This window comes from Streptomyces gardneri (assembly GCF_006539185.1).
Classification (GTDB): domain Bacteria; phylum Actinomycetota; class Actinomycetes; order Streptomycetales; family Streptomycetaceae; genus Streptomyces; species Streptomyces gardneri.
The window spans coordinates 1-25,369 of record NZ_BJMN01000022.1; the positions used below are offsets into that span (position 1 = coordinate 1).

23 protein-coding genes and 3 pseudogenes are annotated in these 25,369 nt (G+C 72.3%); 10 read left to right on the top strand and 16 right to left on the bottom strand.

Annotated features, from left to right (window positions below; genetic code table 11):
• Positions 1-169: 169 nt before the first annotated feature.
• A complete protein-coding gene (locus SGA01_RS17455; protein ID WP_141297417.1) occupies positions 170-1,321 on the bottom strand; it encodes a glycerate kinase in 1,152 nt (383 codons plus the stop codon).
• 112 nt (positions 1,322-1,433) lie between these two features.
• Between SGA01_RS17455 and SGA01_RS17460 the strand changes: the two genes are divergently transcribed.
• The 4 genes from SGA01_RS17460 (at position 1,434) to SGA01_RS17480 (ending at position 5,581) form a co-directional block, all read left to right on the top strand.
• Positions 1,434-3,125, top strand: a complete 1,692-nt coding sequence (locus SGA01_RS17460; RefSeq protein WP_141297418.1) for a BCCT family transporter — start codon at positions 1,434-1,436, stop codon at positions 3,123-3,125.
• A 1-nt stretch (position 3,126) separates the two neighbouring features.
• Positions 3,127-4,194 (top strand): ADP-ribosylglycohydrolase family protein, encoded by a 1,068-nt coding sequence (locus SGA01_RS17465; protein ID WP_141297419.1) that lies wholly within the window; start codon positions 3,127-3,129, stop codon positions 4,192-4,194.
• Positions 4,191-4,685, top strand: coding sequence for an NUDIX domain-containing protein (locus tag SGA01_RS17470; protein ID WP_141297420.1), 495 nt, complete (start codon positions 4,191-4,193; stop codon positions 4,683-4,685). The genes SGA01_RS17465 and SGA01_RS17470 overlap by 4 nt, the downstream gene beginning before the upstream one ends.
• 176 nt (positions 4,686-4,861) lie before the next feature.
• Positions 4,862-5,581 (top strand): SIR2 family NAD-dependent protein deacylase, encoded by a 720-nt coding sequence (locus SGA01_RS17480; protein WP_141297421.1) that lies wholly within the window; start codon positions 4,862-4,864, stop codon positions 5,579-5,581.
• Positions 5,582-5,607: 26 nt separating this feature from the next.
• Here SGA01_RS17480 and SGA01_RS17485 read toward each other — a convergent pair whose 3' ends face one another.
• The 7 genes and pseudogenes from SGA01_RS17485 to SGA01_RS17515 form a co-directional block, all read right to left on the bottom strand.
• Positions 5,608-6,108: a methylated-DNA--[protein]-cysteine S-methyltransferase gene (locus tag SGA01_RS17485; RefSeq protein ID WP_229917851.1), complete on the bottom strand. Its 501-nt coding sequence runs from the start codon at positions 6,106-6,108 to the stop codon at positions 5,608-5,610.
• 11 nt (positions 6,109-6,119) lie between these two features.
• On the bottom strand, positions 6,120-7,598 hold the full coding sequence (locus SGA01_RS17490) for an AlkA N-terminal domain-containing protein (RefSeq protein WP_141297423.1): 1,479 nt from the start codon (positions 7,596-7,598) through the stop codon (positions 6,120-6,122).
• 156 nt (positions 7,599-7,754) lie between these two features.
• A complete protein-coding gene (locus SGA01_RS17495) occupies positions 7,755-8,519 on the bottom strand; it encodes a metallophosphoesterase (RefSeq protein WP_141297424.1) in 765 nt (254 codons plus the stop codon).
• A gap of 111 nt (positions 8,520-8,630) precedes the next feature.
• Positions 8,631-9,251 (bottom strand): L-threonylcarbamoyladenylate synthase, encoded by a 621-nt coding sequence (locus SGA01_RS17500; protein ID WP_167534122.1) that lies wholly within the window; start codon positions 9,249-9,251, stop codon positions 8,631-8,633.
• A 9-nt stretch (positions 9,252-9,260) separates the two neighbouring features.
• Entirely contained in the window at positions 9,261-10,679 is a 1,419-nt protein-coding gene (locus SGA01_RS17505) for a phytoene desaturase family protein (RefSeq protein ID WP_141297540.1), read from the bottom strand.
• Between the two features lie 81 nt (positions 10,680-10,760).
• A complete protein-coding gene (locus tag SGA01_RS17510) occupies positions 10,761-11,597 on the bottom strand; it encodes an inositol monophosphatase family protein (protein WP_141297425.1) in 837 nt (278 codons plus the stop codon).
• A 104-nt stretch (positions 11,598-11,701) separates the two neighbouring features.
• Positions 11,702-13,347: pseudogene (locus tag SGA01_RS17515) on the bottom strand (relaxase/mobilization nuclease domain-containing protein); the annotation flags it as partial.
• 29 nt (positions 13,348-13,376) lie between these two features.
• Here SGA01_RS17515 and SGA01_RS17520 point away from each other — a divergent pair.
• A pseudogene (locus tag SGA01_RS17520) lies at positions 13,377-14,153 on the top strand (NsdA family TPR-like regulatory protein); the annotation flags it as partial.
• Positions 14,154-14,159: 6 nt separating this feature from the next.
• Here the strand turns inward: SGA01_RS17520 and SGA01_RS42105 are convergent.
• The 4 genes from SGA01_RS42105 to SGA01_RS17535 all read right to left on the bottom strand — a co-directional run bounded on the left by SGA01_RS42105 (position 14,160) and on the right by SGA01_RS17535 (position 16,427).
• Entirely contained in the window at positions 14,160-14,375 is a 216-nt protein-coding gene (locus SGA01_RS42105) for a fumarylacetoacetate hydrolase family protein (RefSeq protein ID WP_229917853.1), read from the bottom strand.
• On the bottom strand, positions 14,372-14,626 hold the full coding sequence (locus tag SGA01_RS42110; RefSeq protein WP_308699063.1) for an Rv2993c-like domain-containing protein: 255 nt from the start codon (positions 14,624-14,626) through the stop codon (positions 14,372-14,374). The genes SGA01_RS42105 and SGA01_RS42110 overlap by 4 nt, the downstream gene beginning before the upstream one ends.
• Before the next feature lie 89 nt (positions 14,627-14,715).
• A complete protein-coding gene (locus tag SGA01_RS17530) occupies positions 14,716-15,228 on the bottom strand; it encodes a hypothetical protein (RefSeq protein WP_141297427.1) in 513 nt (170 codons plus the stop codon).
• Positions 15,225-16,427: a hypothetical protein gene (locus tag SGA01_RS17535; RefSeq protein ID WP_174867360.1), complete on the bottom strand. Its 1,203-nt coding sequence runs from the start codon at positions 16,425-16,427 to the stop codon at positions 15,225-15,227. The genes SGA01_RS17530 and SGA01_RS17535 overlap by 4 nt, the downstream gene beginning before the upstream one ends.
• Positions 16,428-16,519: 92 nt before the next feature.
• Here SGA01_RS17535 and SGA01_RS17540 point away from each other — a divergent pair, with 92 nt between their 5' ends.
• The 5 genes and pseudogenes from SGA01_RS17540 to SGA01_RS17560 all read left to right on the top strand — a co-directional run bounded on the left by SGA01_RS17540 (position 16,520) and on the right by SGA01_RS17560 (position 20,376).
• The gene (locus tag SGA01_RS17540) at positions 16,520-17,023 is read left to right on the top strand and encodes a TetR-like C-terminal domain-containing protein (RefSeq protein ID WP_229917855.1); all 504 of its coding nucleotides are present in this window, start codon (positions 16,520-16,522) and stop codon (positions 17,021-17,023) included.
• A gap of 88 nt (positions 17,024-17,111) precedes the next feature.
• Positions 17,112-18,176: a lipoate-protein ligase LplAB gene (gene lplAB, locus SGA01_RS17545; protein ID WP_141297429.1), complete on the top strand. Its 1,065-nt coding sequence runs from the start codon at positions 17,112-17,114 to the stop codon at positions 18,174-18,176.
• A 25-nt stretch (positions 18,177-18,201) separates the two neighbouring features.
• A pseudogene (locus SGA01_RS17550) lies at positions 18,202-18,513 on the top strand (lipoate--protein ligase family protein); the annotation flags it as partial.
• A 37-nt stretch (positions 18,514-18,550) separates the two neighbouring features.
• Entirely contained in the window at positions 18,551-19,441 is an 891-nt protein-coding gene (locus SGA01_RS17555; protein ID WP_141297430.1) for a hypothetical protein, read from the top strand.
• 146 nt (positions 19,442-19,587) lie between these two features.
• Positions 19,588-20,376, top strand: coding sequence for a serine protease (locus SGA01_RS17560; protein ID WP_141297431.1), 789 nt, complete (start codon positions 19,588-19,590; stop codon positions 20,374-20,376).
• Between the two features lie 3 nt (positions 20,377-20,379).
• Here SGA01_RS17560 and SGA01_RS17565 read toward each other — a convergent pair whose 3' ends face one another.
• The 4 genes from SGA01_RS17565 to SGA01_RS17580 all read right to left on the bottom strand — a co-directional run bounded on the left by SGA01_RS17565 (position 20,380) and on the right by SGA01_RS17580 (position 25,369).
• Complete coding sequence (locus SGA01_RS17565; RefSeq protein WP_141297432.1) at positions 20,380-21,837, bottom strand: carboxylesterase/lipase family protein; 1,458 nt, start codon at positions 21,835-21,837, stop codon at positions 20,380-20,382.
• Positions 21,834-22,868: an alpha/beta fold hydrolase gene (locus SGA01_RS17570; protein WP_141297433.1), complete on the bottom strand. Its 1,035-nt coding sequence runs from the start codon at positions 22,866-22,868 to the stop codon at positions 21,834-21,836. The genes SGA01_RS17565 and SGA01_RS17570 overlap by 4 nt, the downstream gene beginning before the upstream one ends.
• Positions 22,869-22,878: 10 nt before the next feature.
• Positions 22,879-24,189 carry an esterase/lipase family protein gene (locus tag SGA01_RS17575; RefSeq protein WP_141297434.1) on the bottom strand — a complete coding sequence of 437 codons (1,311 nt, stop codon included), beginning with the start codon at positions 24,187-24,189 and terminating at the stop codon, positions 22,879-22,881.
• A gap of 178 nt (positions 24,190-24,367) precedes the next feature.
• Complete coding sequence (locus SGA01_RS17580; protein ID WP_141297435.1) at positions 24,368-25,369, bottom strand: TIGR03842 family LLM class F420-dependent oxidoreductase; 1,002 nt, start codon at positions 25,367-25,369, stop codon at positions 24,368-24,370.

Below are 25,369 nucleotides of genomic sequence, written 5' to 3' on the forward strand. Positions count from 1 at the left end.
GCGGGCGCAACCCACAACGGAGCGGGGGTGCGGGCGCAACCCACAACGGAGCGGGGGCGGAGCCCGCAACGGAGCGGGGCGGCTGGCGCAGCACCGGTGGCGCGTCTGCCCACGGCGGGGCGGGATGCGGCAGGCGCGGTTGCGGACCCGTGAGGGTTGGGTCGTGGGGCTACGTCAGGAAGTCCGTGGCGATGTTCGCCGCGACGTCCTCCAGGAGCGGGCCCGCGTTGGCGATGCACTTGGTCGTGTCCGGCTCCAGGGCCGTGAGGGGGTACGCGCGGCGGATGCCGGCCGTGCCGAGGGCCTCGGGGGCGAGGGCCAGGCGGCCGCAGACCGCGACGACCTCCTTGCCGGCCGCGCGGGCCGCCGCGGCGACGCCCGCCGGGGCCTTGCCGTGGAGAGTCTGCTCGTCCAGGGAGCCCTCGCCGGTGATGACGAGGGTGGCCCGCTCCAGGGCGGGGGCGAAACCGAGGACCTCCAGCATCAGCTCGATGCCGGGGCGGAAGCTCGCGCCGAGGATGAGGGCGCCGTAGCCGATGCCGCCCGCGCCGCCGGCGCCGGGGGCCAGGGCCGCTTCGGCCGCCTTGGGGCCGATGGCCTTCTCCAGGACGGTGGCGAAGTGGGCGAGGGCCGCGTCGAGGGTGCGGACGTCGTCCGGGGTGGCGCCCTTCTGGGGGCCGTAGACGGCGGGGGCGCCCTTGGGGCCGGTGAGCGGGTTGTCGACGTCGCTCGCGAGGATCAGGTCGACGTCCGCGAAGCGGGGGTCGAGCCCGCTGAGGTCGGCCGTGGCGAGGTCGGCGAGCGGTGCGCCGCCGGGGCCGACGGGCTCGCCGGCCGCGTCGAGGAAGCGGGCGCCGAGCGCGGCGAGCATGCCGGCGCCGCCGTCGGTGGTGGCGCTGCCGCCGACGCCGAAGACGACGGTGGTCGCGCCGGCGTCGAGGGCCGCGCGGAGGAGCTCACCGGAGCCGTACGTGGTCGAGGTGAGCGGGGCGAAGACTCCTGCGGGCAGGAGCTGGAGGCCGGAGGCCTCCGCCATCTCGACGACCGCCGTGGTGCCGCGCAGCGCGTACGCCGCGGTGACCTGCTCGCCGAGCGGTCCCGTCACGCGCACCTCGCGGCGCTCGAACCCGGCCGCGACCGCGGCCGCGACCGTGCCGTCGCCGCCGTCGGCGACGGGCAGGGTCTCCACCGTCAGCTCGGGGACGACCCGTCGCAGTCCTGCTGTGACCCGCTCCGCGACCTGTACGGCCGTGAGCGAGCCCTTGAACTTGTCAGCCGCCACGAGCACGTGAGCGACGTGAGTTGCTGCTCCGTCCGTCACCTTGCATCCCTTGCTTTCGAACGTGCAGTCGCGCCAGGGCAGACCCTATCCGTACCGCCAGACGGCGTGCCACCCCCTGATAAGGGGATATTCCGCACCATAGTGGGTTCGCATGAGTACGGAACCGGCTGATCCGATCGAACGTACCCCGCGTGATCCGCACACGCCCGACGGCAAGGTCATCGGGATCGGGGTCGCCGCCGTCGTGGCGGCCGTCGCCTGGGCGGCCCTGGGCGAGGACTCCTTCGACAGCGCGTCGTCCACGGCCCTTCGGTGGGTGCTGTCCAACTTCGCCTGGCTCTTCGTGATCGCCGCGGACACCTTCCTCGTGCTGTGCGTCGTGATCGCGCTGAGCCGCTTCGGCCGGATCAGGCTGGGCCCGGACGACTCGGAGCCCGAGTTCACGAACCTCGCGTGGATCGCGATGATGTTCAGCGCCGGCATGGGCATCGGTCTGATGTTCTACGGGGTCGGGGAGCCGCTCCAGCACTTCCTGAGCCCGCCCCCGGCGAGCGGGGTCCCGGCCGGGAGCGGCGCGGCGGCCCGTACGGCGATGGAGTACTCGTTCTTCCACTGGACGCTCACCCCGTGGGCGATCTACGGCATCGCCGGTCTCGCCCTGGCGTACGCGGGCTTCCGCAAGGGCCGCGGCAACCGGCTCAGCTCGGCCTTCGTGCCGCTGATGGGCGAGCGCCGGGCAAGCTCCTGGCCGGGCAAGGCGATCGACCTGCTCGCGGTCTTCGCGACCGTCTTCGGTACGGCGACGAGCCTGGGGCTCGGCGCCCTCCAGGTGGCCGAGGGACTGAATCTGACGATGGACGTGGAGAACTCCACCTCCACCCAGCTGATCATCATCGTGTCGCTGTCGGCGGCCTTCGTCCTGTCGGCGTTCTCGGGGCTCCACAAGGGCGTGAAGTGGCTCTCCACGCTGAACATCGTCCTCGCCGCCTCCCTGATGCTCTTCGTCTTCCTGCTCGGCCCGACCGTCTACATCCTGGACACCATCCCGGCCTCGGTCGGCGGCTATCTGCACCAGCTGCTGCCGATGGCGAGCCGGACCGGCGCCTTCACCGACGCCGGCTGGCTGGGGGTGTGGACGATCTTCTACTGGGCGTGGTGGCTGTCCTGGGCGCCCTTCGTCGGCACCTTCATCGCCCGCATCTCGCGCGGCCGGACGATCCGCGAGTTCCTGATGGGCGTCCTGCTCGTGCCCTCAGGCGCGACCGTGGTGTGGTTCTGCGTCATGGGCGGCACGGCGATCCGGCTGGAGTCGACGGGCGAGGCGGATCTGGCGGCGACGGTGAAGGACGGGCCGGAGGCCTCGCTGTTCGCGATGCTGGAGGCGCTGCCGATCGGCACGGTCACCTCGGTCCTCGCGATGATCCTGGTGATGACGTACTTCGTCACGAGCGCGGACTCGGCCTCGCTGGTCATGGGCTCGTTGACGAGCCGGGGCTCGCTCCATCCGCCGACCTGGCTCGTGGTGACCTGGGGTGTGCTGATGGCGGCCGTGGCGGCGGTGCTGCTCGTCGTGGGCGGGCTGAAATCGCTCCAGACGGCGACGATCCTGGTGGCGCTGCCGTTCGTGGTGGTCATGCTCGCGCTGTGCTTCGCGCTCCTGAAGGAGCTGCGGGAGGACCCGGGCGCGGGCCCGGTCCGGCACCACGCGCTGCACGGGCTGGGGGACGCGGTGCGGACGCTGGTCGGCGAGGCGATGACGGAGCAGGCCGGGGACCGTCACCACCGCCTCCGCCGGGCCGCGAAGACCCGTACCGACGCGGAGCCTCCCGAGGGCGAGGGCTGACATGGCGCTTCCGTACGAGGAACTGGCCGACCGGATCCTGGGCGGCTGGACCGGCCGCATCGCCGGGAACATGCTCGGCAAGCCGGTGGAGCGCGGCGATCACTGGACGCGCGAGCACATCGACGCGTATCTGCGCCTCACCGACGCGCTCCCGCTGACCGACTACCTGCCGCCCCCGCCGCCCGGGGCGACCGGTTTCGAGCTGCGCCCCGAGTGGCCCCGCTGTGTGCGCGGCGGGATCGACGGGAGCTGCCGGGACGACGACGTCGACTGGTCGGTCCTCGGGCTGCACCTCCTGGAGACCCACGGCTTCGCGTTCACGACCGAGCAGGTCGGCGAGGAGTGGCTGCTGCGGCTGCCGTACCTCCAGACCTTCACGGCCGAGCGGGTCGCCTACCGCAACCTCGCGAACGGGCTGAGGCCGCCGCTGACGGCCACGTACGACAATCCGTACCAGGAGTGGATCGGCGCGCTGATCAGGGCCGACGTCTACGGCTGGACGTGCCCCGGCGATCCGCGCCGGGCCGCGTCGTTGGCCCGCCGGGACGCGGTCCTCTCGCACACCGGGAACGGTGTGTACGGGGCGATGTGGGCGGCGGCGCTGATCGCCGCCGCCTTCACCGCGCCCGATGTCCGGTCCGTCCTGGAGGCGGGTCTGGAGCGGATCCCGGCGAGCAGCCGGCTCGCCCGGACCGTGCGGGGCGCGATCGCCCTGTACGAGTCCGGGCTCGGCTGGTCCGAGGCGCTCGACGAGCTGGCGGAGCGGACGGCGGGGCTCGGCTGGATCCACACCGTCCCGAACGCGGCCGTCCTGACCGCCGGACTCCTGTACGGCGAGGGGGACTTCACCCGCACGATCGCGCTGACCGTGCGCGGCGGCCTCGACACGGACTCCAACGGCGCGACGGCGGGTTCGGTCGCGGGCGTGATGTGCGGGGCGGCGGCGATCCCTCCGCAGTGGTCGGAGCCGCTGCGGGACCGGGTGAGCAGCGCGGTGTTCGGCTACGACGGGGTACGGATCGGTGAACTGGCGGAGCGGACGCTGCGGCTGGCTACGCTGACGCAATGACCACCACCGACTACGCCACGTACATCGCCGGCCTCCCCCGCGTGCTGGCCGGCGCCGCCGCGCTCTTCCGGGACCCGGCGGGCCGGGTCCTCGTCGTGGAGCCCAACTACCGCGACGGCTGGACCCTGCCCGGCGGCACGATCGAGTCCGACGGCGGCGAGACGCCCCGGCAGGCCGCCCGCCGGGAGACGGCGGAGGAGATCGGCCTCGACGTGGAGCTCGGCCCGCTGCTCGCGGTCGACTGGTCGCACGGCACGGCGCGGCCGCCGGTCGTGGCGTACGTGTACGACGGCGGGGTGCTGACCGAGGAGCGGTTCGCGGAGATCCGGCTCCAGGAGGAGGAGCTGCTCTCCTGGAAGCTGATCGGCCGCGAGGAGGTCACCGGCCATCTGCCGGGCAGCCTGGGCCGGCGTGTCCTCGCCTCGCTGGACGTCCTGGCGGGCGGCCGGGGGCCGGTGGAGCTGGAGAACGGCCACCCCGCGCGGGGTTGACGCGCGCCGGGGGCCGTCAGCCCTGCGGGGGTTCGGGCGGGAGGAGTTCGCCGGTGCGGTGCGGTTCGTCGCGGCCGGCGACCCGGGCCTCGGTGCGGTGTCCCCGCGCGAGGGCCTGCCCCCTAGCACCGGGAAACCCGTTCGCGGGGCGGTTCGGCAGTGCCTAGTTTGGGCGTATGACGATGGTCGCGATTCTCAGTGGAGCCGGTATCTCGACGGACTCGGGCATCCCCGACTACCGGGGGCCGAACGGCGTGTGGCGGCAGGACCCCGAGGCCGAGCGGCTCGTCACCTACGGGCCGTACATGGCCGACCCGGAGATCCGGCGCCGCTCGTGGCGGATGCGGCTCGACGGTCCGGTCCTGAAGGCCGAGCCGAACGTGGCGCACCGCGCTATCGCGGAGTACGAGCGGACGAGCGGCAACGCGCTGCGGGTGATCACGCAGAACGTGGACGGACTGCACCAGGCCGCCGGGGTGTCGGAGCGGAAGGTCCTCGAACTCCACGGCTCGGCGCGGTCGGTGGTGTGCACGGCCTGCCACGCGCGTTCGTCGATGGCGGAGGCGCTGGACCGGGTGCGGGCCGGTGAGAACGACCCGGACTGCCGGGTGTGCGGCGGGATCCTGAAGTCGGCGACGGTCATGTTCGGGCAGCGGCTCGATCCGGTGCTGCTCGGCCAGGCGATGTCGATCGCCAAGGCCACCGAGGTGTTCGTCGCGGTCGGCAGCAGCCTCCAGGTCCAGCCGGCGGCCTCCCTCGCGGGGATCGCGGCCGAGCACGGCGCACGGCTGATCATCGTGAACGCCGAGGCCACCCCGTACGACCCCGTCGCCGACGAGCTCGTACGGGAGCCGATCGGCACGGCGCTGCCCGCGCTGCTCGACCGGCTCCGGTAGACGCGGCTCCTAGGTAGACGCGGCTCCTAGAAGAGGGCGGCGGGTGCCTGCGCCCCCGCTTCCAGGGCGAGCAGGCGCTGCTTGCGGTCGAGGCCGCCGCCGTAGCCCGTGAGGCTGCCGCCCGCGCCGACCACGCGGTGGCAGGGGACGACGATGCTCACCGGGTTCTTGCCGTTGGCGAGGCCGACGGCCCGGGAGGCGGTGGGGTTGCCGAGGGCCTCGGCCAGTTCGCCGTACGTCCGGGTCTCCCCGTACGGGATGCGGCACAGCTCCTCCCAGACCCGTAGCTGGAAGGGGGTGCCGACCAGGTGGAGCGGGAGGTCGAACTCGGTGAGCTCCCCCGCGAAGTAGGCGTCGAGCTGGTGGATCGCCTCGCCGAAGGGGCGGGGGTCGGGTTCGCCGAAGGTCTCCTCGGGCGGGCGGTGGCGCTGGCCCGTCATGTGGATGCGGCTGAGGACGCCGTCGACGGCGACGAGGGTCAGCGGCTCGTAGGGGCTGTCGACGACGGTGTGCTGGACGGTGGGCACGAAGGGCCTCCTCAGGCGGGCAGGTGGTTGATCGGGTGGTCGTCGGTGGCCCAGAGGTACTGGACGGCGTAGGCGCGCCAGGGTCGCCAGTCGGCGGCCCTGGCGGTGAGCGCGGCCGGGGTGCCGGGGAGGCCGAGGCCTTCGGCGGCGCGGCGGACGCCGAGGTCGCCGGGGAGGAAGGCGTCGGGGTCGCCGAGTGCGCGCATCGCGATGATCTCGGTGGTCCAGGGGCCGAAACCGGGCAGGGCGAGGAGCCGGGCGCGGGCCTCCTCGCGGTCGTCGGCGGGGCCGAGGGTGAGCGAGCCGTCGGCGAGCGCCCCTACGAGGGTGAGGAGGGTGGTGCGGCGGCTGCGCGGCAGGGCGAGGCTCTCCGGGTCGAGCGCGGCGAGCGCCTCCGAGCTGGGGAAGAGGTGGGTGAGGCCGCCCTCGGGGTCGTCGACGGGGGTGCCGTACGCGGTGACCAGCCGGGCCGCGTGGGTGCGGGCGGCGGCGGTGGAGACCTGCTGGCCGAGGACGGCCCGGACGGCGAACTCGGCGGGGTCGACGGTCCCGGGCACGCGGCGGCCGGGGGCCGCGTCGACGAGCGGGGCGAGCAACGGGTCCGTGCGCAGCCGGTCGTCGACGGCGACGGGGTCGGCGTCGAGGTCGAGGAGCCTGCGGCAGCGGCTGATCGCCTGGGTGAGGTCACGCGGGTCGGTGAGGAAGAGCCGGCAGGCGATGTGGTCGGCGCGGGGCGCGAGGGCGACGATGCCGTGTCCGTACGGGAGGCTCAGCGTCCGCCGGTAGGCGCCGTCGCGCCATTCCTCCACGCCGGGGACGGCGGTCGCTGCGAGGTGGCCGAAGAGGTTGGAGGGTTCGAGGGGTGCGCGGAACGGCAGCCGGAGGCTGATCGCCCCGGGGGTGGCGGCGGCCTTCTCGGGGCGGGCGCGGGCCGCGCGGGTGCGGAGCTCCCCGGGTGTGAGGCCGAAGACCTCGCGGACGGTGTCGTTGAAGGTCCGGATGGAGGAGAAGCCGGCCGCGAAGGCGATCTCGCCCATCGGCAGGGGGGTGGTCTCGATGAGGACCCGGGCGGTCTGGGCGCGCTGGGCGCGGGCCAGGGCGAGGGGTCCGGCGCCGAGCTCGGCGAGGAGCTGGCGCTCGATCTGGCGGGTGGACCAACCGAGCCGCCGGGCGAGCCCGGGGACGCCCTCGCGGTCGACGACGCCGTCCTGGATGAGGCGCATGGCGCGGGCTACGGCGTCGGCCCGGACGTGCCACTCGGGCGAGCCGGGGCTGGTGTCGGGCCGGCACCGCTTGCAGGCCCGGAATCCGGCGCGCTGGCAGGACGCGGAGCTGGGGTGGAACTCCATGTTCTCGGGCTTGGGCGGGACGACCGGGCAGCTGGGCCGGCAGTAGATCCGCGTGGTGCGGACGGCGGTGAAGAACACGCCGTCGAAGCGGGCGTCCTTCGACTGGACGGCCCGCACGCAGCGCTCGGTGTCGGTGTGCATGGTTCCAGGATCGGGGACGGGCGGCTCGTGGGCTGGCGAGAAAACGACATGGACGTCTGGACGTCCCGCCCCTCCGTCTGCGTGCCCCGGCCCGGGTCGGACGGTGACGGTCCCGGTCGGACGGTGACGGTCCGGGTCAGACGGTGACGGTTCGGGTCAGACGGTGACGGTCCGGTAGTGGGTGGTGAGTCCGCCGTCCTCGTCGAGGATGTGGAAGGCGAGCGCGGGCGGCAGGTCGAGGTGGACGTGCGGGGAGTCCGGGCCCGGGTTCTCCCAGGGGAGGCGGAGGGCGGAGACGACCCCGGGGGCCACGAGCAGCGGACGCCCCGCGAAGGTGGTGGCGGCCGCCGTGTGGGCGTGGCCCGCGAGGAAGGCCGTGAGGTGGGGGTGGCGGTCGGCGAGGGCGGCGAGCCGCTCCGCGCCGAACTGCCGGATCCCGTCGACGTACGGGGTGTGCAGCGGGACCGGCGGGTGGTGGAAGGCGACGAGGACGGGCGTCTCGTGCGGGGTGGCGGCGAGGACGCCGTCCAGCCACTCCAGTGTCTCGTCCTCCAGGAAGCCCTCGTCCTTGCCCGGCACCGAGGAGTCGCACAGGGCCACCACGAAGCCCTCGCCCCGGAGCGCCTGGTTGACGGGCGCGTCGGGGCGGGTCTCGGTGTCCTCGGGAAGGAGGCCCTTGCGGAAGGCGGCGCGGTCGTCGTGGTTGCCGGGGCAGACGAGCAGCGGGTGACGGGACTTCAGCAGCTCCCGGACGACCGCGTACTCGTCCGCCGTCCCGTGATCGGCGATGTCCCCGGTGACGAGGACGGCCGCCAGGTCGTACGGCAGCTCTTCCAGGTACCGCATGACCGCACGCGTGCGGTCGACGCTGCGCTGTTCCCCGTCGACGTGGATGTCGCTGACCTGGGCGATGACGATCACGGGAATCGGTCCTCCGTCGGTGCGGCTGAGCGGGTACTCGCACGACCGTAGGCGCTCACGGTCCTGACCGTAAGGGCCGGTTCGTGAGCGGTGGACCGCTTCCCGTGCGCCCTACTCGAACCGCGTGGTGTCCCCCGCCCCGCGCCGGACGATCTCGGGCTCGCCGCTGGAGAAGTCGACGACGGTGGTCGGCTCGGTGCCGCAGTCACCGGAGTCGACGACCACGTCCACCTGGTGGTCGAGGCGCTCCTTGATCTCCCAGCCCTGGGTGAGGGGTTCGGCCTCGTCGGGCAGGAGCAGGGTGCTGGAGAGCAGGGGTTCGCCGAGTTCCGCGAGGAGGGCCAGGGTGACGACGTGGTCGGGGATGCGGACGCCGACCGTCTTCTTCTTGGGGTGCTGCAGCTGACGCGGCACTTCCCTGGTGGCGGGCAGGATGAAGGTGTACGGCCCGGGGGTCGCGGCCTTGATCGCGCGGAAGACGTCGTTGTCGATCTGGACGAGCTGGCCCAGCTGGGCGAAGTTCTCGCACATGAGCGTGAAGTGGTGCCGGTCGTCCAGGTCGCGGATCGTCCGGATGCGGCTGATGCCGTCGCGGCTGCCCAGTCGGCTGCCGAGGGCGTAGCAGGAATCGGTCGGGTACGCGACGAGCGCCCCGTTCCGGATGCTGTCGGCCACCGAGCCGATGGTGCGCGGCTGGGGGTTGTCGGGGTGCACGTCGAAGTACTTGGCCATGGGGGCAGTCTAATTTTTTCGGGCGGAGGCGCGCAGCCGTCGCCACACAGCCTTCGCCGCGTTGTGGCCGGACATGCCGTGGACTCCGGGGCCGGGCGGGGTGGCGGAGGAGCAGAGGAAGACGGCCGGGTGGGGGGTCGCGTAGGGGCGGAGCGAGAGGGTGGGGCGCAGCACGAGCTGGAGGCCTCGGGCGGCGCCGCAGGCGATGTCGCCGCCGATGTAGTTGGCGTTGCGCTCGGCGAGTTCGGCGGGGCCGGCGGTGGCGCGGGCCAGGACGCGGTCGCGGAAGCCGGGCGCGAAGCGCTCGATCTGCCGCTCGATGGCGTCGGTGAGGTCGCCGCGCCAGCCGTTCGGCACGTGTCCGTACGCCCAGAAGACGTGCTTCCCCTCGGGGGCGCGGGAGGGGTCGACGAGGCTCGGCTGGGCGGTGATGAGGAAGGGGGTGTCGGGGGCGGTGCCGGAGGAGGCCTGGTGCAGGGCGGTGTCGATCTCGCCGGCGGTGGGGCCGATCTGGACGGTGCCCGCGCGCCGGGGTTCCTCGGCGGTCCAGGGCACGGGGCCGTCGAGCGCGTAGTCGATCTTGAAGGCGCTGGCGCCGTACCGGTAGTGGTCGTAGTACCCGCCGAAGCCGGCGATCCGGGCGAGGGCGGTGGGCGAGGTGTCGAAGACGTAGGCGCGGGCGGGCGGCAGGTCGTCGAGCCGCTTGACCTCGTAGTCGGTGTGGACGGCGCCGCCGAGGTCCTTGAGGTACGCGGCGAGGGCGTCGGAGATCGACTGCGAGCCGCCTCGGGGCATCGGCCAGCCGCCCGCGTGCGCGGCGAGCGCGAAGACGAGACCGACGGCTCCGGTGGCGAAGCCGCCGAGCGGGGCGATGACATGGCCGACCATGCCGGCGAAGAGCGCGCGGGCCTTCTCGTCCCGGAAGCGGCGCATCAGCCAGGTGGCGGGCGGCAGCCCGTCGATTCCGAAGCGGGCGAGGGTGAGCGGGTCGCGGGGCAGTGCGGTGAGCGGCAGCTGCATGAAGTCCGCCGCGAGCGTGTCCCACTTGCCGAGGTAGGGGGCGACGAGCCGGCGGTACGCCCCGGCGTCGCGCGGTCCGAAGGAGGCGGCGGTCTCGGCGACGGAGCGGGCGAGGACGGCGGCGGTGCCGTCGTCCCAGGGGTGGGCCATGGGCAGTTCGGGGTGGAGCCACTCCAGGCCGTACCGCTCCAGCGGCATCGTCTTGAAGACGGGCGAGCCGGCACCGAGGGGGTGCACGGCGGAGCACGGGTCGTGGCGGAAACCGGGGAGGGTGAGCTCCTCGGTCCTGGCTCCGCCGCCCACGGTGGGCTTCGCCTCGAAGACGGCGACGGAGAAACCGCGCCGGGCCAACTCCACCGCCGCGGTGAGTCCGTTGGGCCCCGCCCCCACGACGACGGCATCGAGCATCGACGTCTCGTTCGTCACCTTCGGACTCCTTCGTCAGCCGATGGCCAGGGCTCTCAGGATAGGCCGGTGGTCGTCGCCGCCTCACGCGCCCCCGAGGAGGCGCCGGATGCGCTCGGCGGTCGCCGCGTCCCTGGCCGCGGTGAACGGCAGCGCGTTCCCTCCGGTGATACGGAACGGCTCCCCGGCGATGGTCGTCTGCGCGCCGCCCGCCTCGGCGACGAGGAGGAGTCCGGCCGCGTGGTCCCAGGCGTACTCCCAGGAGAAGACGGTGCCCGAGAGTGCCCCGCGCGCCACGGCGAGGTATTCGAGACCGGCCGAACCGCAGGGGCGGGGGGCGACCCCGTCCACCTGCAGGCCGAGCAGGGCGCGCTTCTGGTCCGGGGTGGTGTAGTCGGGGTGGGAGGTGGCGAGCTCCAGGACCTCGCCGGGCGCCGGTGAACCGGACCGTATCGGCCGTCCGTTGAGCGTGGCACCGTGGCCGCGGACGGCGATCGCCATCTCCTCCAGGGCCGGGGCGAAGGTCCAGGAGGCGAGGAGCTCGCCGCGGACGGCGAGGGCGACGAGGGTGCAGAAGGCGGGGTCGCCGTTCACGAACTGGCGGGTGCCGTCGACCGGGTCGACGATCCAGACGGGGGCGTCGCCGCGCAGCGCCTCGTACACCGCGGGGTCCTCGGCGACGGCCTCCTCGCCGACGACGACCGAGCCGGGCAGCAGCGCGGTCAGCGAGGCGGTGAGGTGTGCCTCGGCGGCCCGGTCGGCGACGGTGACCAGGTCGTGCGGCCCGCTCTTCTCCAGGACCTCGTGGGCGGCGAGCTGCCGGAAGTGCGGCATGATCTCGGCGGCGGCCGCCTTGCGGACCGCCTCCTCCACCTCGGTCGTGCGGCCGCCGAGGACGTGCTCAAGGAAGTCTTCGATCATGCCTCCAGCTAAGCACGGGGCGCTGACATCCGGAATGCCGCGCTTGTCACCCGCTGTTCTCCCGAGGAGTACCCTTTGGCCGAGTTCACCCCTTACACGCGGGGAGCCTGCGGGCGACGGAGAGCTTCGCCCGGGTGGGCGGGGAGCCGGGCGATCCGGCGCAGGCGCCAGACCAGGACGTCGTTCACGTCCTCGGCGGTGTCGAGTTCGCGCATGTCGATGGCCTGCGGCAGGAGGGCCTCGGGGTCGTGGCCTGCCTGCTCGGCCTGGGCGAGGGTGGCGACCAGGGCGTCGGTCTTCGTCGGCCTGCCATCTGCTTGTACGCCCTGCTCCGGCAGGGCCGCGCGGAGGGTGGCCTCGTGCGTCCGGCGTCCGGCGTCCGGCGTCGGGCTTCGGGGAGGGCACGGCCTTGGTCGTGCAGCACTCGCATCGGGGTGGCGGCGGCCTGTCGGTAGGCGGTTCGCAGGTGCTCGGCGGCTTGTCGGGAGGCGTGGGCCTGCTGGGCGTGGCCCCGGGCGGAGTGCCAACGGGCGGCAGCGAGGGCGACCAGCACCAGGGTGGAGACGAGCATGGCGGTGGTGCCGCCGTCCTCGCCCCGGCCGAGCGCGTCGCCGGCCTGGACGATGCCCCGGGCGGCCGAGCGGAGCGCCCGGGTGTCGGCGCGCTCTGCTCGGACGTGGCTGCGGGTCGCCCGCTCGAAGGCTCGGGCGGCGGCGGCCAGCTCGGCGCGGTTGGCGGCCGGGGATGTCTGGGCGATGGCGTCCAGGAGTTCTCCGACGCCGACGAGCTGGGCGGCGGCTTCATCGTCATCACTGTCGAGGAGGACGGCGGCACGCTCGGCGATCCCGGTGGCGCTCCGTCGTTCTCGGGCGGGTGGGGACCAGCCCGCCCGGCCGCCGGCGGACGAAGGAGCTGCCAGCTCGGCGGTACCGTCGGCGAGCCGGAGGCGGATCTTCGGAAGGGACAGGTCGGGAGCGAGCTTGGAGCCGGGGTACCAGACCCGTTCGCCGTGGCGGTTGCGGTCGCCGGGCAGGGCGACGTTGTAGCCGAGCGCGTCGCCGGACGGGGCGTGGCGCACCTTCACGCGCAGGCCCGCCTCGCGGAGCCGGGTGAAGAACTCCTTCTCGTCGTCCGCTCCCGCGACGGCCTGGCGGACTGCTTCGCGGAGCGTCTCGCGGGAGGTCTCGGGTCGGCCGGTGCGTTCGGCCTTGAACTTCTCGGCGCTGGTGGGGTTCTTCGCTGCGGTGCCGTCGCCGGCGTTGAGGCGGCGCAGGCCCATCTCCTTCTCGATACGACGGCATCGGCCTGGGCCTTGTTGAAGTCGTAGTTGAGGCGAGGGTTGCGCAGGTCGCCGCGGACCAGGGTGGCGACGATGTGGATGTGGTCTTCTGCGTGGCGGACGGCGATCCACCGGCAGCCGTCGGGATCACCGTCCGGGGCGATGCCGGTGGCGTGGACGATGCGCTGGGCGACGGCGTTCCACTCCTCGCCGGAGAGCCGCCGGTCGCCGGCGGCGGTCCGGACCGAACAGTGCCACACGTGCTTGGCGGGCGCGCGGTCGCCGGCCTGCTTGACCCGGAGGTCGAGGGCGGCGGTGAGGCGGGGGGTCGGTGTCGCGGCCGGGGTCGGGGGCGAAGCCGTCCCAGGAGCCGACGAGATGCGCGTCGGTGTGCTCCTCGCGCCTACCGGGGCCGTAGAGGTAGACGAGGAGTCCGTGAGTGCGGGAGCCGCGCCCGATGTCGGGAACCATCACAGCCGCCTGGTCAGGTCCTCGCCGACTTCACCGAGGTGGAGCGACTGCTGGAACAGCGGCAGCCCATCCGCTACCGCCAACGCCTCTGCCGCGTCGCCGCCCAACTCGCGGCCTTGGCCGGCATCTTCACCTCCGCCCTCGGTGCACACCGCGAGGCTCGCGGCTGGTTCCACACCGGACGCCTCGCCGCCTCGGAGGCCGGGGACAACCAGCTCGAAGGAGCGCTGACCGTACGCTCGGCCATCGTCTCCCTCTACTACGGCACCCCCGCCTCTGCCCACGAACAGGCTGCCCGGGCGCGGCACATCCTGGGCAACACCATCGGCCCCGCCACCACTCGCGGCCTCCTCGTCGAGGCCCGGGCACTCGCCCGCATGGGACGTGGGGACGAGGCGCTGCCGCTGCTGCGCCAGGCAGAGGACGCGTTCGGCCGGCTGACCGCCGAGGACCGCGACGACCCCGCCTTCGGCCACACCGAGCGGCAGTTCCTCTCGCACCTCGGCAACGCGTGGACGCACCTGGGACGCAACGAGGACGCCTGGCAGGTCCAGCGCCGCGCCCTCGACCTCTACCCGCCCACCGAGCACCTCGACCCGCCCCTGATCCACCTGGACCGTGCCACATGCCTCGCTCGCGGCGGCGAGCCCGAGGAGGCGTACCGCACCGCCACGCAGGCCCTGACAGCTCTACCGGACGAACACCGCACCGGCATGGTCACGAAGTACGCGACCGACTTCAGCCGCACCGCCGGACACGCCCAGCTCCCCGCCGGCAAGGAGTTCGCCGAGCTGCTGCGAGCCTGAGCCGAGCTACCGGCCGACGACAGGATTGGCGAGCGATCCGATCCCGGAAACGTGCACCGCAACCTCGTCGCCGGGGACGACCGGACCCACCCCGGCCGGCGTGCCGGTCAGGAGCACATCACCCGGTTCCAGCGTGACCGCCGCCGTGATGTACGCCAGCAGGGAAGCGACCGGATGCAGCATGGTGTCCGTACCGGCCGACTGCCGCTCCTCGCCGTTCACCTCGCAGCGCACGACGATGCCGGGGGGGTGGCTGGCGTGTCCAGACTCAACTCGGCAATGTGATCGGCGTAGTTCCGGCCGACCGCCACGATCTTCCCGGGGCTGACCGGGGCGAGCAGACGTACCTCGTGGAGCGGGACGCGGCGGCCGGTGGACTCCGCCGATCCCCTCACCGGATCAGCGCTCAGCACCGAGGCGCCCGTGAAGGACGTCGCCCTTCCACGCGAACCTGGCCAGCCGCTGCGATTCACCCGTCAGCCTCATGCCTGACCCGTACCTTCGCGCCAGGGTAGGGCAGCCTTTCTCGGACAGGCCCGGGAGAGCCATCGGCCGGTCTCGGTCAGAAAGCGCGGAGGTACACCCGGGCCTGCTCGGAGTCCAGGTTCTCGATGTAGATCTCCAGCCACGCGACGTCGCGACGTCGGTAGTCCTTGACACACGGCGGGCAGACACCCGCCCAGAGGGCGTCTTTGAGTGTTTTCGGCTCTGAGAGCCCAAGGTGCTCGAAGAGTTCGGACTCTTGTGTCGACTTGATGCCCCATGGCGCCAGCGGCTCTTCGGAGTGCAGGTCCTTGGCGACCTGGGCTGCGGTGGCCTTGCCGGTACGGAAGGAGAGGATGTACTCGTCTTCGCGCGGGTTGACCTGCACGGCACCCTTCACGTCCGTGGCGCCCTCGGGGATCTCAATCTTCATGAACGCGGCCGCTTCGGTGGCGCCGGCACCCTTCTCCCAGTACGGATAGGTGCTCTCGCGCGTAGCGCTGCCGGGGGCCCCGGTCGAGCAGGACGTGAGAACCAGCGCGGAGATCAGTGCGACGAAGAGACTTCCGCGCGTCTTGTGTCGCCTGTTCACCGGTTCTCCTCGTCGCCCCGCGAGACGTCCCCCCGGCCGCCCGATCGGCCAGGGTCGGCAGGGTTCACTGCAGGGCTCGCGTCGCCGTTCAAGTCGTGGGTGAACGTCGAGCTGCTACCGCGCATGTCGAACTCCTGGGCGATACCGACGGTGTGCAGATGGCCCATATCGGCATCCTTGATGGAGATCCCTCCGTAGAACGGAGTTTGCCTATCCTTGTCCCAGTTGCACCGGTCCCATACGTTGACCTGGTAATCCAGTGACACCTCAGGCTCGCCGCCCTCGCCCGGCCTTACTGTGACCATGCCCGAGATGGTCTGTTGGTGTGACCCCAGGGCGTGGTACCAGTCGGTGTCCTTGGTGAACGTACCGCCGTACTGATGGCTCTCCACTGGAATGGTGACGGGTTTGTCGCCCCCGGCCTTCTCGAATTCGGCCAGCGCCGTCCTGCGCCACTCTTCCCGGTTTCGCGCGATATGGATCTCTTCGATGTCGGACCGGAACTTGGAGTCCTCGTGCAACATGCGGTTCACGTCGACGTCCAGGGTTTCACCGGTGCCGCGCAGGTAGTGCAGCATGTTCCGGGATGCTCCGGTTTCGCCGGTGATGTCGCCAACCGTAGCGAGGCCGAGGGCCAAGGCGTGGAAATTCACGTCGCGTGGCGTGGGGTCTTCCACGTTGAAGGGGCCGGAGCCCGGGTCGGCGGCATGCCACTGGTACTGCGGGTCCATGATTCCGGCCGCTCGCAGTTCGTCGCCCTTCTCCTTCAGCAGGATGCCGCGGGTGACAGGGTCGAGGCTGCGCCACCAGGCGGGGATGTCCTTGCGGTCCTTGGGCATGTTGGCGGCCTTGCCGGCCTCCTCCAGGGACGGGTACGGGCTGACCTGGGGGCTCCGGTTGAAGCCGTTGAAGGTGCCGTCCATGGGGTCGGAGTCGAGGACGGCGGCGTCGAGGGCGAGACGGATGCCGTCGTCGGCGTCGGTGACCGCCTTGACCGCCTGGACGAGCTTTTCGGCCCACTCGTTCGCCTGGGTACGGGCGGTCTGCTGGAAGTCGGGGTCGTGGACGTAGGCCGTGCGCTCGTCCTGGGTGAGCCGCTCTGTGTCGAAAGCGACCGTGCCCTGGTCGGAGACGCGCATGCCAGCCTTGACGGCGTCGTCACGGATCACCTTGAGTCGGTTGCGCAGGTCGGTGAGCACAGATGCTGCGGACGAGGCAACCGGTCACACTGCGCACCCTGGTCGCCGGAACCGGCGTATCAACGATGGCCGTCTACACATACTTCGGCGGTATGGACGGCCTCTGGAAGGCACTACGACAAGAAGGCTTCACCCGCCTGGCCACCCAACTTGCAGCCGTCAAGATGTCCGCGGACCCGGTACGAGACCTCGCCGCCCTGGGTAGCGCCTACCTGGCCAACGCCCTGGAAAACCCTGACCTCTACCGCGTCATGTTCGACACAGGCTTCGACCTCGAAGACGCCGGCGCCGCGGACGAAACCCTGCACTGTCTCGTCGAGGCCATCGAGCGGGCCAAGGCGAGCGGCCGCTTCCGCGACGAGGTCGACCCGCTGGAACTGGCAACACAGAGCTGGACTATCGGCCACGGACTCGCATCCCTCGTCGCCACAGGCCCCCTGCCGCACCAGACCCTTGCTCACGGCGCACCCATGCTGACCGCACTGTTCACCAGTGCAGGAGACGAACCCGCCCGATGCCGCCAGTCGGTTGAGCACGGCTGGGGCCAGCCAGCCCCGGCCCGGCCCAGATCTCGTGATCGGAGAGACAGGGCCTAGAGCACGATGCACAATATGCGCATCTCTGTCCGAATTATGAGGCCGCGAGGACTAGAGTCCCCGCCACACGCTGGAAGGGAACGAAACGGTGCACGGTGAGTACAAGGCACCCGGCGGCAAGCTCGTCGTCGTCGATCTGGACGTCGAGGACGGGGTACTCCGCAACGTGCGGGTAGCCGGGGACTTCTTCCTGGAGCCCGACGAGGCGATCCTCGCGATCAACGGCGCCCTGGAAGGTGCCCCTTCCTCCGCGGACGCCACGAAGCTGGCGGCCCGGATCACCGAGGCCCTGCCCGAGTCGACCGTGATGTTCGGGCTGACCGCCGATGGAATCGGCATCGCTGTCCGGCGGGCCCTCGCCCACGCAACCGAGTGGAGCGACTACGACTGGCAGCTGGTGCACACGGGGCCTCAGGCCCCGGCCCTGCACATGGCGCTGGACGAGGTGCTCACCGCCGAGGTGGCCGCCGGGCGGCGGGCTCCCACCTTGCGGGTCTGGGAGTGGGCCTCGCCCGCCGTCGTGATCGGCAGCTTCCAGTCGCTGCGGAACGAGGTTGACCTCGGTGGGGCGGCGAAGCACGGGATGACCGTGGTGCGTCGCATTTCCGGTGGTGGGGCCATGTTCGTGGAACCCATGAGTACGATCACCTACTCCCTGTCCGTGCCGGAGTCCCTGGTGTCGGGCCTCTCCTTCGCCGACAGCTACGCCTACCTCGACGACTGGGTGCTCGGCGCCCTCGGCGACATGGGGATCAAGGCCTGGTACCAACCGCTCAACGACATCGCCACCGAGGCCGGGAAGATCGCGGGCGCCGCGCAGAAGCGGGTGGTCGGCCTGGACGGCGGGCCAGGGGCCGTCCTTCACCATGTGACCATGTCGTACGACATCGACGCCGACAAGATGTTGGAGGTCCTGCGCATCGGCAGGGAGAAGATGTCCGACAAGGGCACCAAGAGCGCGAAGAAGCGCGTCGACCCGCTGCGCCGGCAGACCGGCCTCGCCCGGGAGCAGGTGATCGAGAACATGATCACCTCCTTCCGTGACCGCTACGGGCTGACCACCGGGGAGGTCACCGAGGAGGAGCTGGTCCGGGCGGAGGAGCTGGTGCGGACGAAGTTCGCCGCCGAGGAGTGGACCGCGCGGGTGCCGTAGGCAGCTGGACGGGGCCGTACAGGTCGGGGGCGGTGGCGCGGTGCTGCACCACGTGACGATGGCGTACGACATCGACGCGGACCGGATGACGGAGGTGCTGCGGATCGGCCGCGAGAAGCTCTCCGACAAGGGCACGAAGAGCGCGAAGAAGCGGGTGGACCCGCTGCGGAGGCAGACGGGGCTGCCGCGCGAGGCGGTGATCGAGCGGATGATCGCCTCCTTCCGCGGCCGGTACGGCCTGTCGGAGGGTGTCCTCGCGGAGGACGAGCTGACGCGGGCGAAGGAGCTGGCGGAGACGAAGTTCGGCACGGCGGAGTGGACGGCCCGGGTGCCGTAGGGACCCGGGCCGGGGGCGGGCTGCCTAGGCTGTCGGCATGCTGATGCGTGTCGAGGGTCCGGTGAAGCCCGGTCTGCGGATGGAGAGCGCCGACGGGCGGCGGCTGGTGCTGATGCAGGGCGGGGTTCCCGTGCTGTTCGCCCGGCAGCGGGTCACCTGGTACGGGCTGCACTACGCGCGGACGGGCCGGTACGTCTCGCCGCTGGCGCCCTTGCGGGCGGAACTGGCCCGTACTGTCGCCGAGTTCGCGGAGCCCGGCTCGGAGGAGTGGACGGAGCGCTGGGCCGCGCACGGCGGTGCGGGGCTGCGCGCGGCGGGCGACGGGCCGCTCCACGAGGGCGAGTGGCATCTCGCCCCGGACGCGGACCGCTGGTTCGTGGACGGCAACTGGCCGAAACTGCTCGCCCATGACCCGGACAGGGGCCACCTCACGTGGTTCGGGTACGGCGACCCCGACGAGGACGCGCGGGACCTGCTGCCGCTGCGGGCCCTGTCGCAGCCGGAGGCGCCCCGGGTGAAGGCGTACCGCCGCCAGTACCGGGAGGGGGTCCTGCCGCCGGTGTTCGCGTGGTGGATCAGCGGGCTCAACTCCCCCGTCGTCCTCGACGGCCACGACCGGCTGACGGCGGCGCTCGCGGAGGGCGGCCGCCCTCGGGTCCTGCTCCTCTCCCGGGCCATGGACGCCGCCCGGATCGCGCTCTGGGCGGAACGGCCCGTGGCCGAGTACGAGGGCCGGGTCGCCGCGCTGGACGGACCGCTCGGCCCGAACCGCGTCGCGCACGTGAGCCGACAGTTCGCGAACACGCTCCGGGCGATCATCCAGGCCCCGGCCGTGACCCGCGCCTGGCCCTTCCCGGGCGGGCCCGCGGCCTGGGACGCGGCGGTGGCCGCGCACGTCCCGGGCTGGGCCCCCGACGCGGACCGGTGACCGCTTCCCACCTTGATCGTTGAAGTCCGGACGGGCCGGAACAGGCCGTGGTGACGGGCAGAGGAAACGTCTCCGCATGCCGCCGCCGGCCCCGGGAAACCGCCGCCGGACAGTTCGGAGATCTCGTGGGACGGATGAGAAGGCTCATGGCCACGGTCGCGGGGGCGGTGCTGGCCGTGAGCCCGCTCGGCCCCGCCCCGGCGCACGCGGTCGTCGGAGGGCAGGAGGCGAGGCCGCACCAGTACCCGTTCATGGCGGGGCTCGTGGACCTCGCCGAGCAGCGGGTGATGTGCGGCGGGGCGCTCGTGAGCGACCGGTACGTGCTCACCGCCGCCCACTGCCTGACCGGCTCCTACAGCAGTACGGAGCGGGTGGGCGTCCTCCTCGGCGACCACGACCTGACGACCGGGGAGGACAGCCCGTACGCCGTCCTGGCGACGCCGGAACGGTTCGTCGTGCACCCCGACTACGACCCGACGACCCAGGCGAACGACATCGCGCTCGTCCGGCTGGCCGAACCGGTCGCGTACAACCGCGGCGTCAGCCCGGTCGGGCTGCCCGCCCCGTACTCCCACGGCACCTTCGACCACACGCGGGTCGAGGTCCCCGGCTGGGGCGCCACCTCGTTCGGCGGCCGGACCTCCGACGTCCTGCGCGTCGTGGCGCTCGACACGATGAGCAACTCGACGTGTGTGGCGCGGGGCATGACCGCCGTCGCCTCGCCGCAGATCTGCACGTACTCCCCCGGCCGTGACACCTGCCTGTACGACTCCGGCGGCCCCCTGGTGCACCGGGTCGGGCGGAAGCCGTACCTGGTCGGTCTGGTGTCCTACGGCAAGGGATGCGCCACCGACACCCCCGCCGTGAACACCCGTGTCTGGTCCTACCTCAGCTGGATCGGGAAGACGACGGGGAAGCGCCCGGACCGGCTCTGAGCCTCAGCGTACGCCCTCCCAGAGAAGCCGTTCCCGCGCACGCGGGTCGTCGACCGGGGTGGCCTCGGACGCGTCGGTGAACACCATCGTCGTCCGGGTCACCCCGCCGTACGCCTTCCAGCCGGGGTCGCCCGTCCTCGCGAACGAGACCCACGCCGCGTGCATGGCGTCCGCGAGGCCCTGGGGCGGGTGGTCGCCGACCATCGGGGCGTACGACGGGTCGTCGAGGCGGTCGAAGACGAACGGCAGCTCCAGGGCGTGGCAGGCGCCGAGTTCTCCGCCGAACCGCGGGGAGCGCCAGGCGAACTCGTACAGATACGAGCCCGGCACGGACTCCGCGAGGCGCACGGCGGGGAGGCGGTAGAACCAGTCGGTCGCCACGGCTTCCAGGAGTTCGCCCGGTGTGGCGCCGGGACGGCCGGCGCGGTAGACGGGGAGGGCCTCGGCCGGGTCGAGGCCGTAGGCCGCCGTCACGGCGTGGAGCGCGGCCTCCGGTACGACGTGCAGGCGTTCCGTCGGGACCAGGAAGAGGCGGTACTCCTCGCGGTTGCTGCCGATCAGGAGGTCGACGCCGAGGTCCGGGCCGGGCAGGTCGAGGCCGGGTCGGACCGGTTCGAAGGGCATCATGTTGAGCGCCGCCTCGCCCCAACGGGCCGGATCCGGATCGGCGTTCACCTCGCCCCTCAGTTCCGCCTGGGCGGGCAGGAGATCGGGCAGGGGGACGGCGGCGAATGCCGCCGCGGTCGGTTCGATGCCCAGCTTCTCCGCCAGGCGGGCCGTGATCCGTGCCGCCGAGGACGGGCGCAGGAAGTGGTGACAGGCGCCGCTCTGGAGGATCGCCCGGCGGAACAGACCCCGGGCCGCCTCGGTGGTGAGGAGCGTGCCGATGCTCATCGCGCCCGCCGACTCGCCGAAGACCGTCACCTGGTCCGGGTCGCCGCCGAAGGAGTCGATGTTGTCCCGGATCCAGCGGAGGGCGGCGAGCTGGTCGAGCAGGCCCCGGTTGTCGGGGCGGCCGGACACTCGCAGGAAACCGTCCGCGCCCAGGCGGTAGTTGAGCGTGACGCAGACGACGCCGTCACGGGCGAAGGTGCCGCCGTCGTACGCGGACGCCGAGCCGGAGCCGTTGGTGAACGCCCCGCCGTGCAGCCACACCATCACGGGCAGGCCGGCGCCCGGCTCCGGGGCCGGGGTCCAGATGTTCAGGTTCAGGCAGTCCTCACCCGGGATGTCGTTCTCCGGGATGAGGGCGTCGAACGGCGGGGCGTAGGGCGCGTGCGGCGCCGTCGGGCCGTGCGCCGTCGCGTCGCGTACGCCCGTCCAGGGCTCCGGTGGGGCCGGCTCGCGAAACCGCAGGGCGCCGAAGGGCGGTGCGGCGTAGGGGATGCCGAGGAAGGACGTCACACCGCCGGGCAGGGCGCGGCCACGGACCGCGCCCTGCCTCGTACCGCACACCGTCATGCGGACAGGACCTCCAGGAGTGCCTTGCCGAACTCCTCGGGGCGCTCCAGGTGGACCGCGTGCCCGGCGTCGGCCACCGCGACCTCCCGGACCCGGCCTCCGGCCGCCGCGTACTGGTCGAGGACATGGCGGGTCTGCGCGATCATCGGCTGCGCCGGCGTGCCGTCCCAGCCCGGCACGACGTCGATCGAGCCGAGGTGCGCCAGGTCGAACATCGAGGTGTCGGAGACGATGACGTCGTCCTCGCCGCGCACCCACAGCACCGGCGGCTTGGGCTCGATCAGGTGCAGGTCGTCGATGCGGAAGTGGGTCGGGGCCAGGCAGTTGAGCACGCCCCGGGTGCCGGGCGCGACCCCGGGCCAGGTGGTCGAGACCGTGCTGTCGCCCGGGTAGTGGTCGTCCCCGGTGCGGGTGGTGAGCATGGCCTCGACGTACGCGTCCTCCTGCTCGAAGCGCAGCGGCGGCTTGACGTAGCAGGCCGTCAGGACGGTGCGGGGCGAGACCGGGGAGTCCTCGCCCCGGTCGCCCTCGGCGAGGTGCCGTACGAACGCGTCGTTGGCGGTGCCGCCGCCCGATCCTGCGCCGTCCGGGGAGTTGAGGGTGCCGTCCGCCTCGCGCGTGCCGCCGAAGCCGTACGGGGAGACCGGGTTGACCAGGGTCAGGGAGCCGACCCTGGTCGGGTTGTCGCGCAGGTACTGGAGGACGACGCCGCCGCCCATGGACCAGCCGACCAGGTGCGCCCGCTCGATGTCCAGGGCGTCGAGCAGCGCGCCGAGGTCGTCGGCGTAGTCGCGCACGCCGCGTGTGGCGTCGACGGGCAGCGGGTCGGTGCCGCCGAAGCCGCGCAGGTCGACGGCGAGGGGGCGGTAGCGGTCCGGGAGCGTGGTGAGAGTGGAGTGCCAGAAGACGGAGGAGGAGACGTTGCCGTGGACGAAGACGACGGCCTCGCCGTCGGACGGGGCCCCGGTGAGCTCGGTGATCTGCTGCGTGAGCCGGTCGGTGGGCACGCGGCGGGTGTGGAGTGAGGTCATGTCGGGTCCTTCAGGAGAGCCAGGTGGCGATCTGGGCGGTGACCGAGCCGTGCCATCCCAGTTCGAGGTGGTTGGCGCCGGTGACGGTGGCCTTGCCGCCGACCGTCGGGATGCCGGTGGTGTCGAGGGCGCTGGAGATGAAGACGACGCCGTCGCTGGGGCCGCGGTTCTCGTTGAAGATGCCGAGGATGTCGGCGGAGCCGCCGGCCAGCAGGTAGGTGGTGACGGAGGCGGGCACTCCGGCGCTGTGCAGCGGCGCGATGAGCGAACCGGCGTCGATGGCGGCCTGGATGCCGCTGCCTGCGGTGTAGAAGCCCTGGCCGCCGTAGTAGGTCGTGTACCAGTCCTGGGCGGCGCCGTCGACGCCGTAGACGCCGTCCCAGCGGGCCAGCATCTGGCGCTGGCCGGGGTAGTTGTCGTAGCCGCCGGAGGGCGTCATCGAGAACTCGGGGCGTGCGGTGTACGTGCCGTAGCAGGTCATGTGGGAGTGCGGGGAGGGGGCGTTGACCTGGCCGCCGCACGCGGGCCAGATCGAGAAGTCGTGGGCCCAGCCGTGGGCGTAGGGGTAGTCGTAGCCGCCGTTCGGGCCGCCGAGGGTGATCAGCCGGCGTACGTCACCGGCGTACGCCCGTCCCCAGTTCGGCTTCACGGACGACACGTACGCGCGGGTCGACATCTGGCCCTTGCTCCAGCCGACCAGGTCGACCTTGGCGACGCCGAGCTTGGCCTTGATGACGGCGATGGCGTCGCCGACGATCTGCGCCTGCATCAGGTTGTCGCCCTGCTTGTGGGCGAAGCCGACGGCGAAGACGCGGTGACCGCGAGCGGAGAGGTCCTGCATCAGCCCGGTGGACGGGCAGGAGGCGGCGCCGCAGCCGTAGCCGCCCGACTCGCCGGGGTTGGCCCAGGCGCGGTCGGCGGTGTCGTTGGCGCCGTGCACGAGGAGGACGGGGGTGGTGCGGGTGCCGGTGTTCCAGCCGGGCGCCGAGTAGAGCAGGAACGTGCCGGAGGAGGGCCGGGAGACTCCGCCGAAGTACGTGACGCGCTTGCCGTCCTGGTCGCCGCGGCCGTCCGGCGGGAATCCCTCGGCACGGAATCCGGTGGTCGTGTCGGCGTAGCGCTCGACGCTCTGCCAGCCGTTGGTGACGGTCCCGGCTCCGTAGCTCGCCTCAAGGGTGAGGTACGGGGGTGGCGCGGCGGCCACCGCTCCGCTGGCCGTGGCGGGCGGTGCCACGACGGCTGCCGCGACGACCCCCACCACCGCCAGGGCGCGGGCGGCTCGCTGCCGCCACCGACCTCCCGGACTCCGTCTGTCGACCATGTCCCGGCCTCTTCCCTTCGTGCGCCCCTGGCGCGTCCGCCCGATACCCGTCCTGGCATCGGGTCCGCCCACGCTAGGCGGACCGGCGGGCGACGGGGCATGTGGGTGCGCCACACAAAGGGAAGGGGAAAAATGGGCGGGGACTTCACCTGCCGGGGAGAGTAAACAGGGGACTGCGCTACGCGCTCAGTGCCGGGATGACCGTGGATCCGTACGCGTCGATGGTGCCCTCGCGGTTGTCGTGCATGTTGTAGACGGCGAACTGGTCGACGCCCAGATCCTTGAGGTGACGCAGCTTCTCGATGTGGGCCTCGGCCGGGCCCAGGAGGCAGAAACGGTCGACGATCTCGTCGGGGACGAAGTCGGTGGACGGGTTGTCGGCGCGGCCGTGGTGGCTGTAGTCGTAGCCGTGCCGGTCCTTGATGTAGGCGGTCAGGGCCTCGGGGACCATGTCGGAGTGCTCGCCGTAGCGGGAGACGAGGTCGGCGACGTGGTTGCCGACCATGCCGCCGAACCAGCGGCACTGGTCGCGGGCGTGCGCCAGGTCGTCGCCGACGTAGGCGGGCGCGGCGACACAGATCGTGATCGCGGCGGGGTCGCGGCCGGCCTCCGCGGCGGCGGCCCGTACCGCCTTCACCATCCACTCCGTCAGATACGGGTCGGCGAGCTGGAGGATGAAGCCGTCGGCCTTCTGGCCCGCGAGGGCGAGGGCCTTGGGGCCGTAGGCGGCCATCCAGACGGGGAGCTTGCCGTCCTTGATCCAGGGGATCCTGATCGCGTTGCCGTCGACGTTCGCCTCCCGGCCCTCGGCGAGGTCGCGGATGACGTCGATGGCCTCGCCGAGCCGGGCCAGCGTGTTCGGCTTGCGTCCGGCGACGCGCATCGCGGAGTCGCCGCGGCCGATGCCGCACACCGTGCGGTTGCCGAACATGTCGTTGAGGGTGGCGAAGGTGGAGGCCGTCACCTCCCAGGTACGGGTGCCCGGGTTGGTGACCATCGGGCCGACGTGGAGCTTGGTGGTGTGTTCGAGGATCTGGCTGTAGATGGTGAAGGGTTCCTGCCACAGCACGGCGGAGTCGAAGGTCCAGCCGTAGCGGAAGCCGTTCCGCTCCGCCCGGCGCATCAGGCCGACGACCTGCGAGGCGGGCGGGTCGGTCTGCAGGACAAGTCCGAAGTCCAC

Excerpts from the sequence above, each read along its gene's own strand:
- SGA01_RS17460 (WP_141297418.1), top strand. The coding sequence starts at position 1,434 with ATGAGTACGGAACCGGCTGATCCGATCGAACGTACCCCGCGTGATCCG.
- SGA01_RS17465 (WP_141297419.1), top strand. The coding sequence starts at position 3,127 with ATGGCGCTTCCGTACGAGGAACTGGCCGACCGGATCCTGGGCGGCTGG.
- SGA01_RS17470 (WP_141297420.1), top strand. The coding sequence starts at position 4,191 with ATGACCACCACCGACTACGCCACGTACATCGCCGGCCTCCCCCGCGTG.
- SGA01_RS17480 (WP_141297421.1), top strand. The coding sequence starts at position 4,862 with ATGACGATGGTCGCGATTCTCAGTGGAGCCGGTATCTCGACGGACTCG.
- SGA01_RS17490 (WP_141297423.1), bottom strand. The coding sequence starts at position 7,598 with ATGCACACCGACACCGAGCGCTGCGTGCGGGCCGTCCAGTCGAAGGAC.
- SGA01_RS17500 (WP_167534122.1), bottom strand. The coding sequence starts at position 9,251 with ATGGCCAAGTACTTCGACGTGCACCCCGACAACCCCCAGCCGCGCACC.
- SGA01_RS17505 (WP_141297540.1), bottom strand. The coding sequence starts at position 10,679 with ATGCTCGATGCCGTCGTCGTGGGGGCGGGGCCCAACGGACTCACCGCG.
- SGA01_RS17510 (WP_141297425.1), bottom strand. The coding sequence starts at position 11,597 with ATGATCGAAGACTTCCTTGAGCACGTCCTCGGCGGCCGCACGACCGAG.
- SGA01_RS17540 (WP_229917855.1), top strand. The coding sequence starts at position 16,520 with ATGGACGGCCTCTGGAAGGCACTACGACAAGAAGGCTTCACCCGCCTG.
- SGA01_RS17555 (WP_141297430.1), top strand. The coding sequence starts at position 18,551 with ATGCTGATGCGTGTCGAGGGTCCGGTGAAGCCCGGTCTGCGGATGGAG.
- SGA01_RS17560 (WP_141297431.1), top strand. The coding sequence starts at position 19,588 with ATGGCCACGGTCGCGGGGGCGGTGCTGGCCGTGAGCCCGCTCGGCCCC.
- SGA01_RS17565 (WP_141297432.1), bottom strand. The coding sequence starts at position 21,837 with ATGACGGTGTGCGGTACGAGGCAGGGCGCGGTCCGTGGCCGCGCCCTG.
- SGA01_RS17570 (WP_141297433.1), bottom strand. The coding sequence starts at position 22,868 with ATGACCTCACTCCACACCCGCCGCGTGCCCACCGACCGGCTCACGCAG.
- SGA01_RS17575 (WP_141297434.1), bottom strand. The coding sequence starts at position 24,189 with ATGGTCGACAGACGGAGTCCGGGAGGTCGGTGGCGGCAGCGAGCCGCC.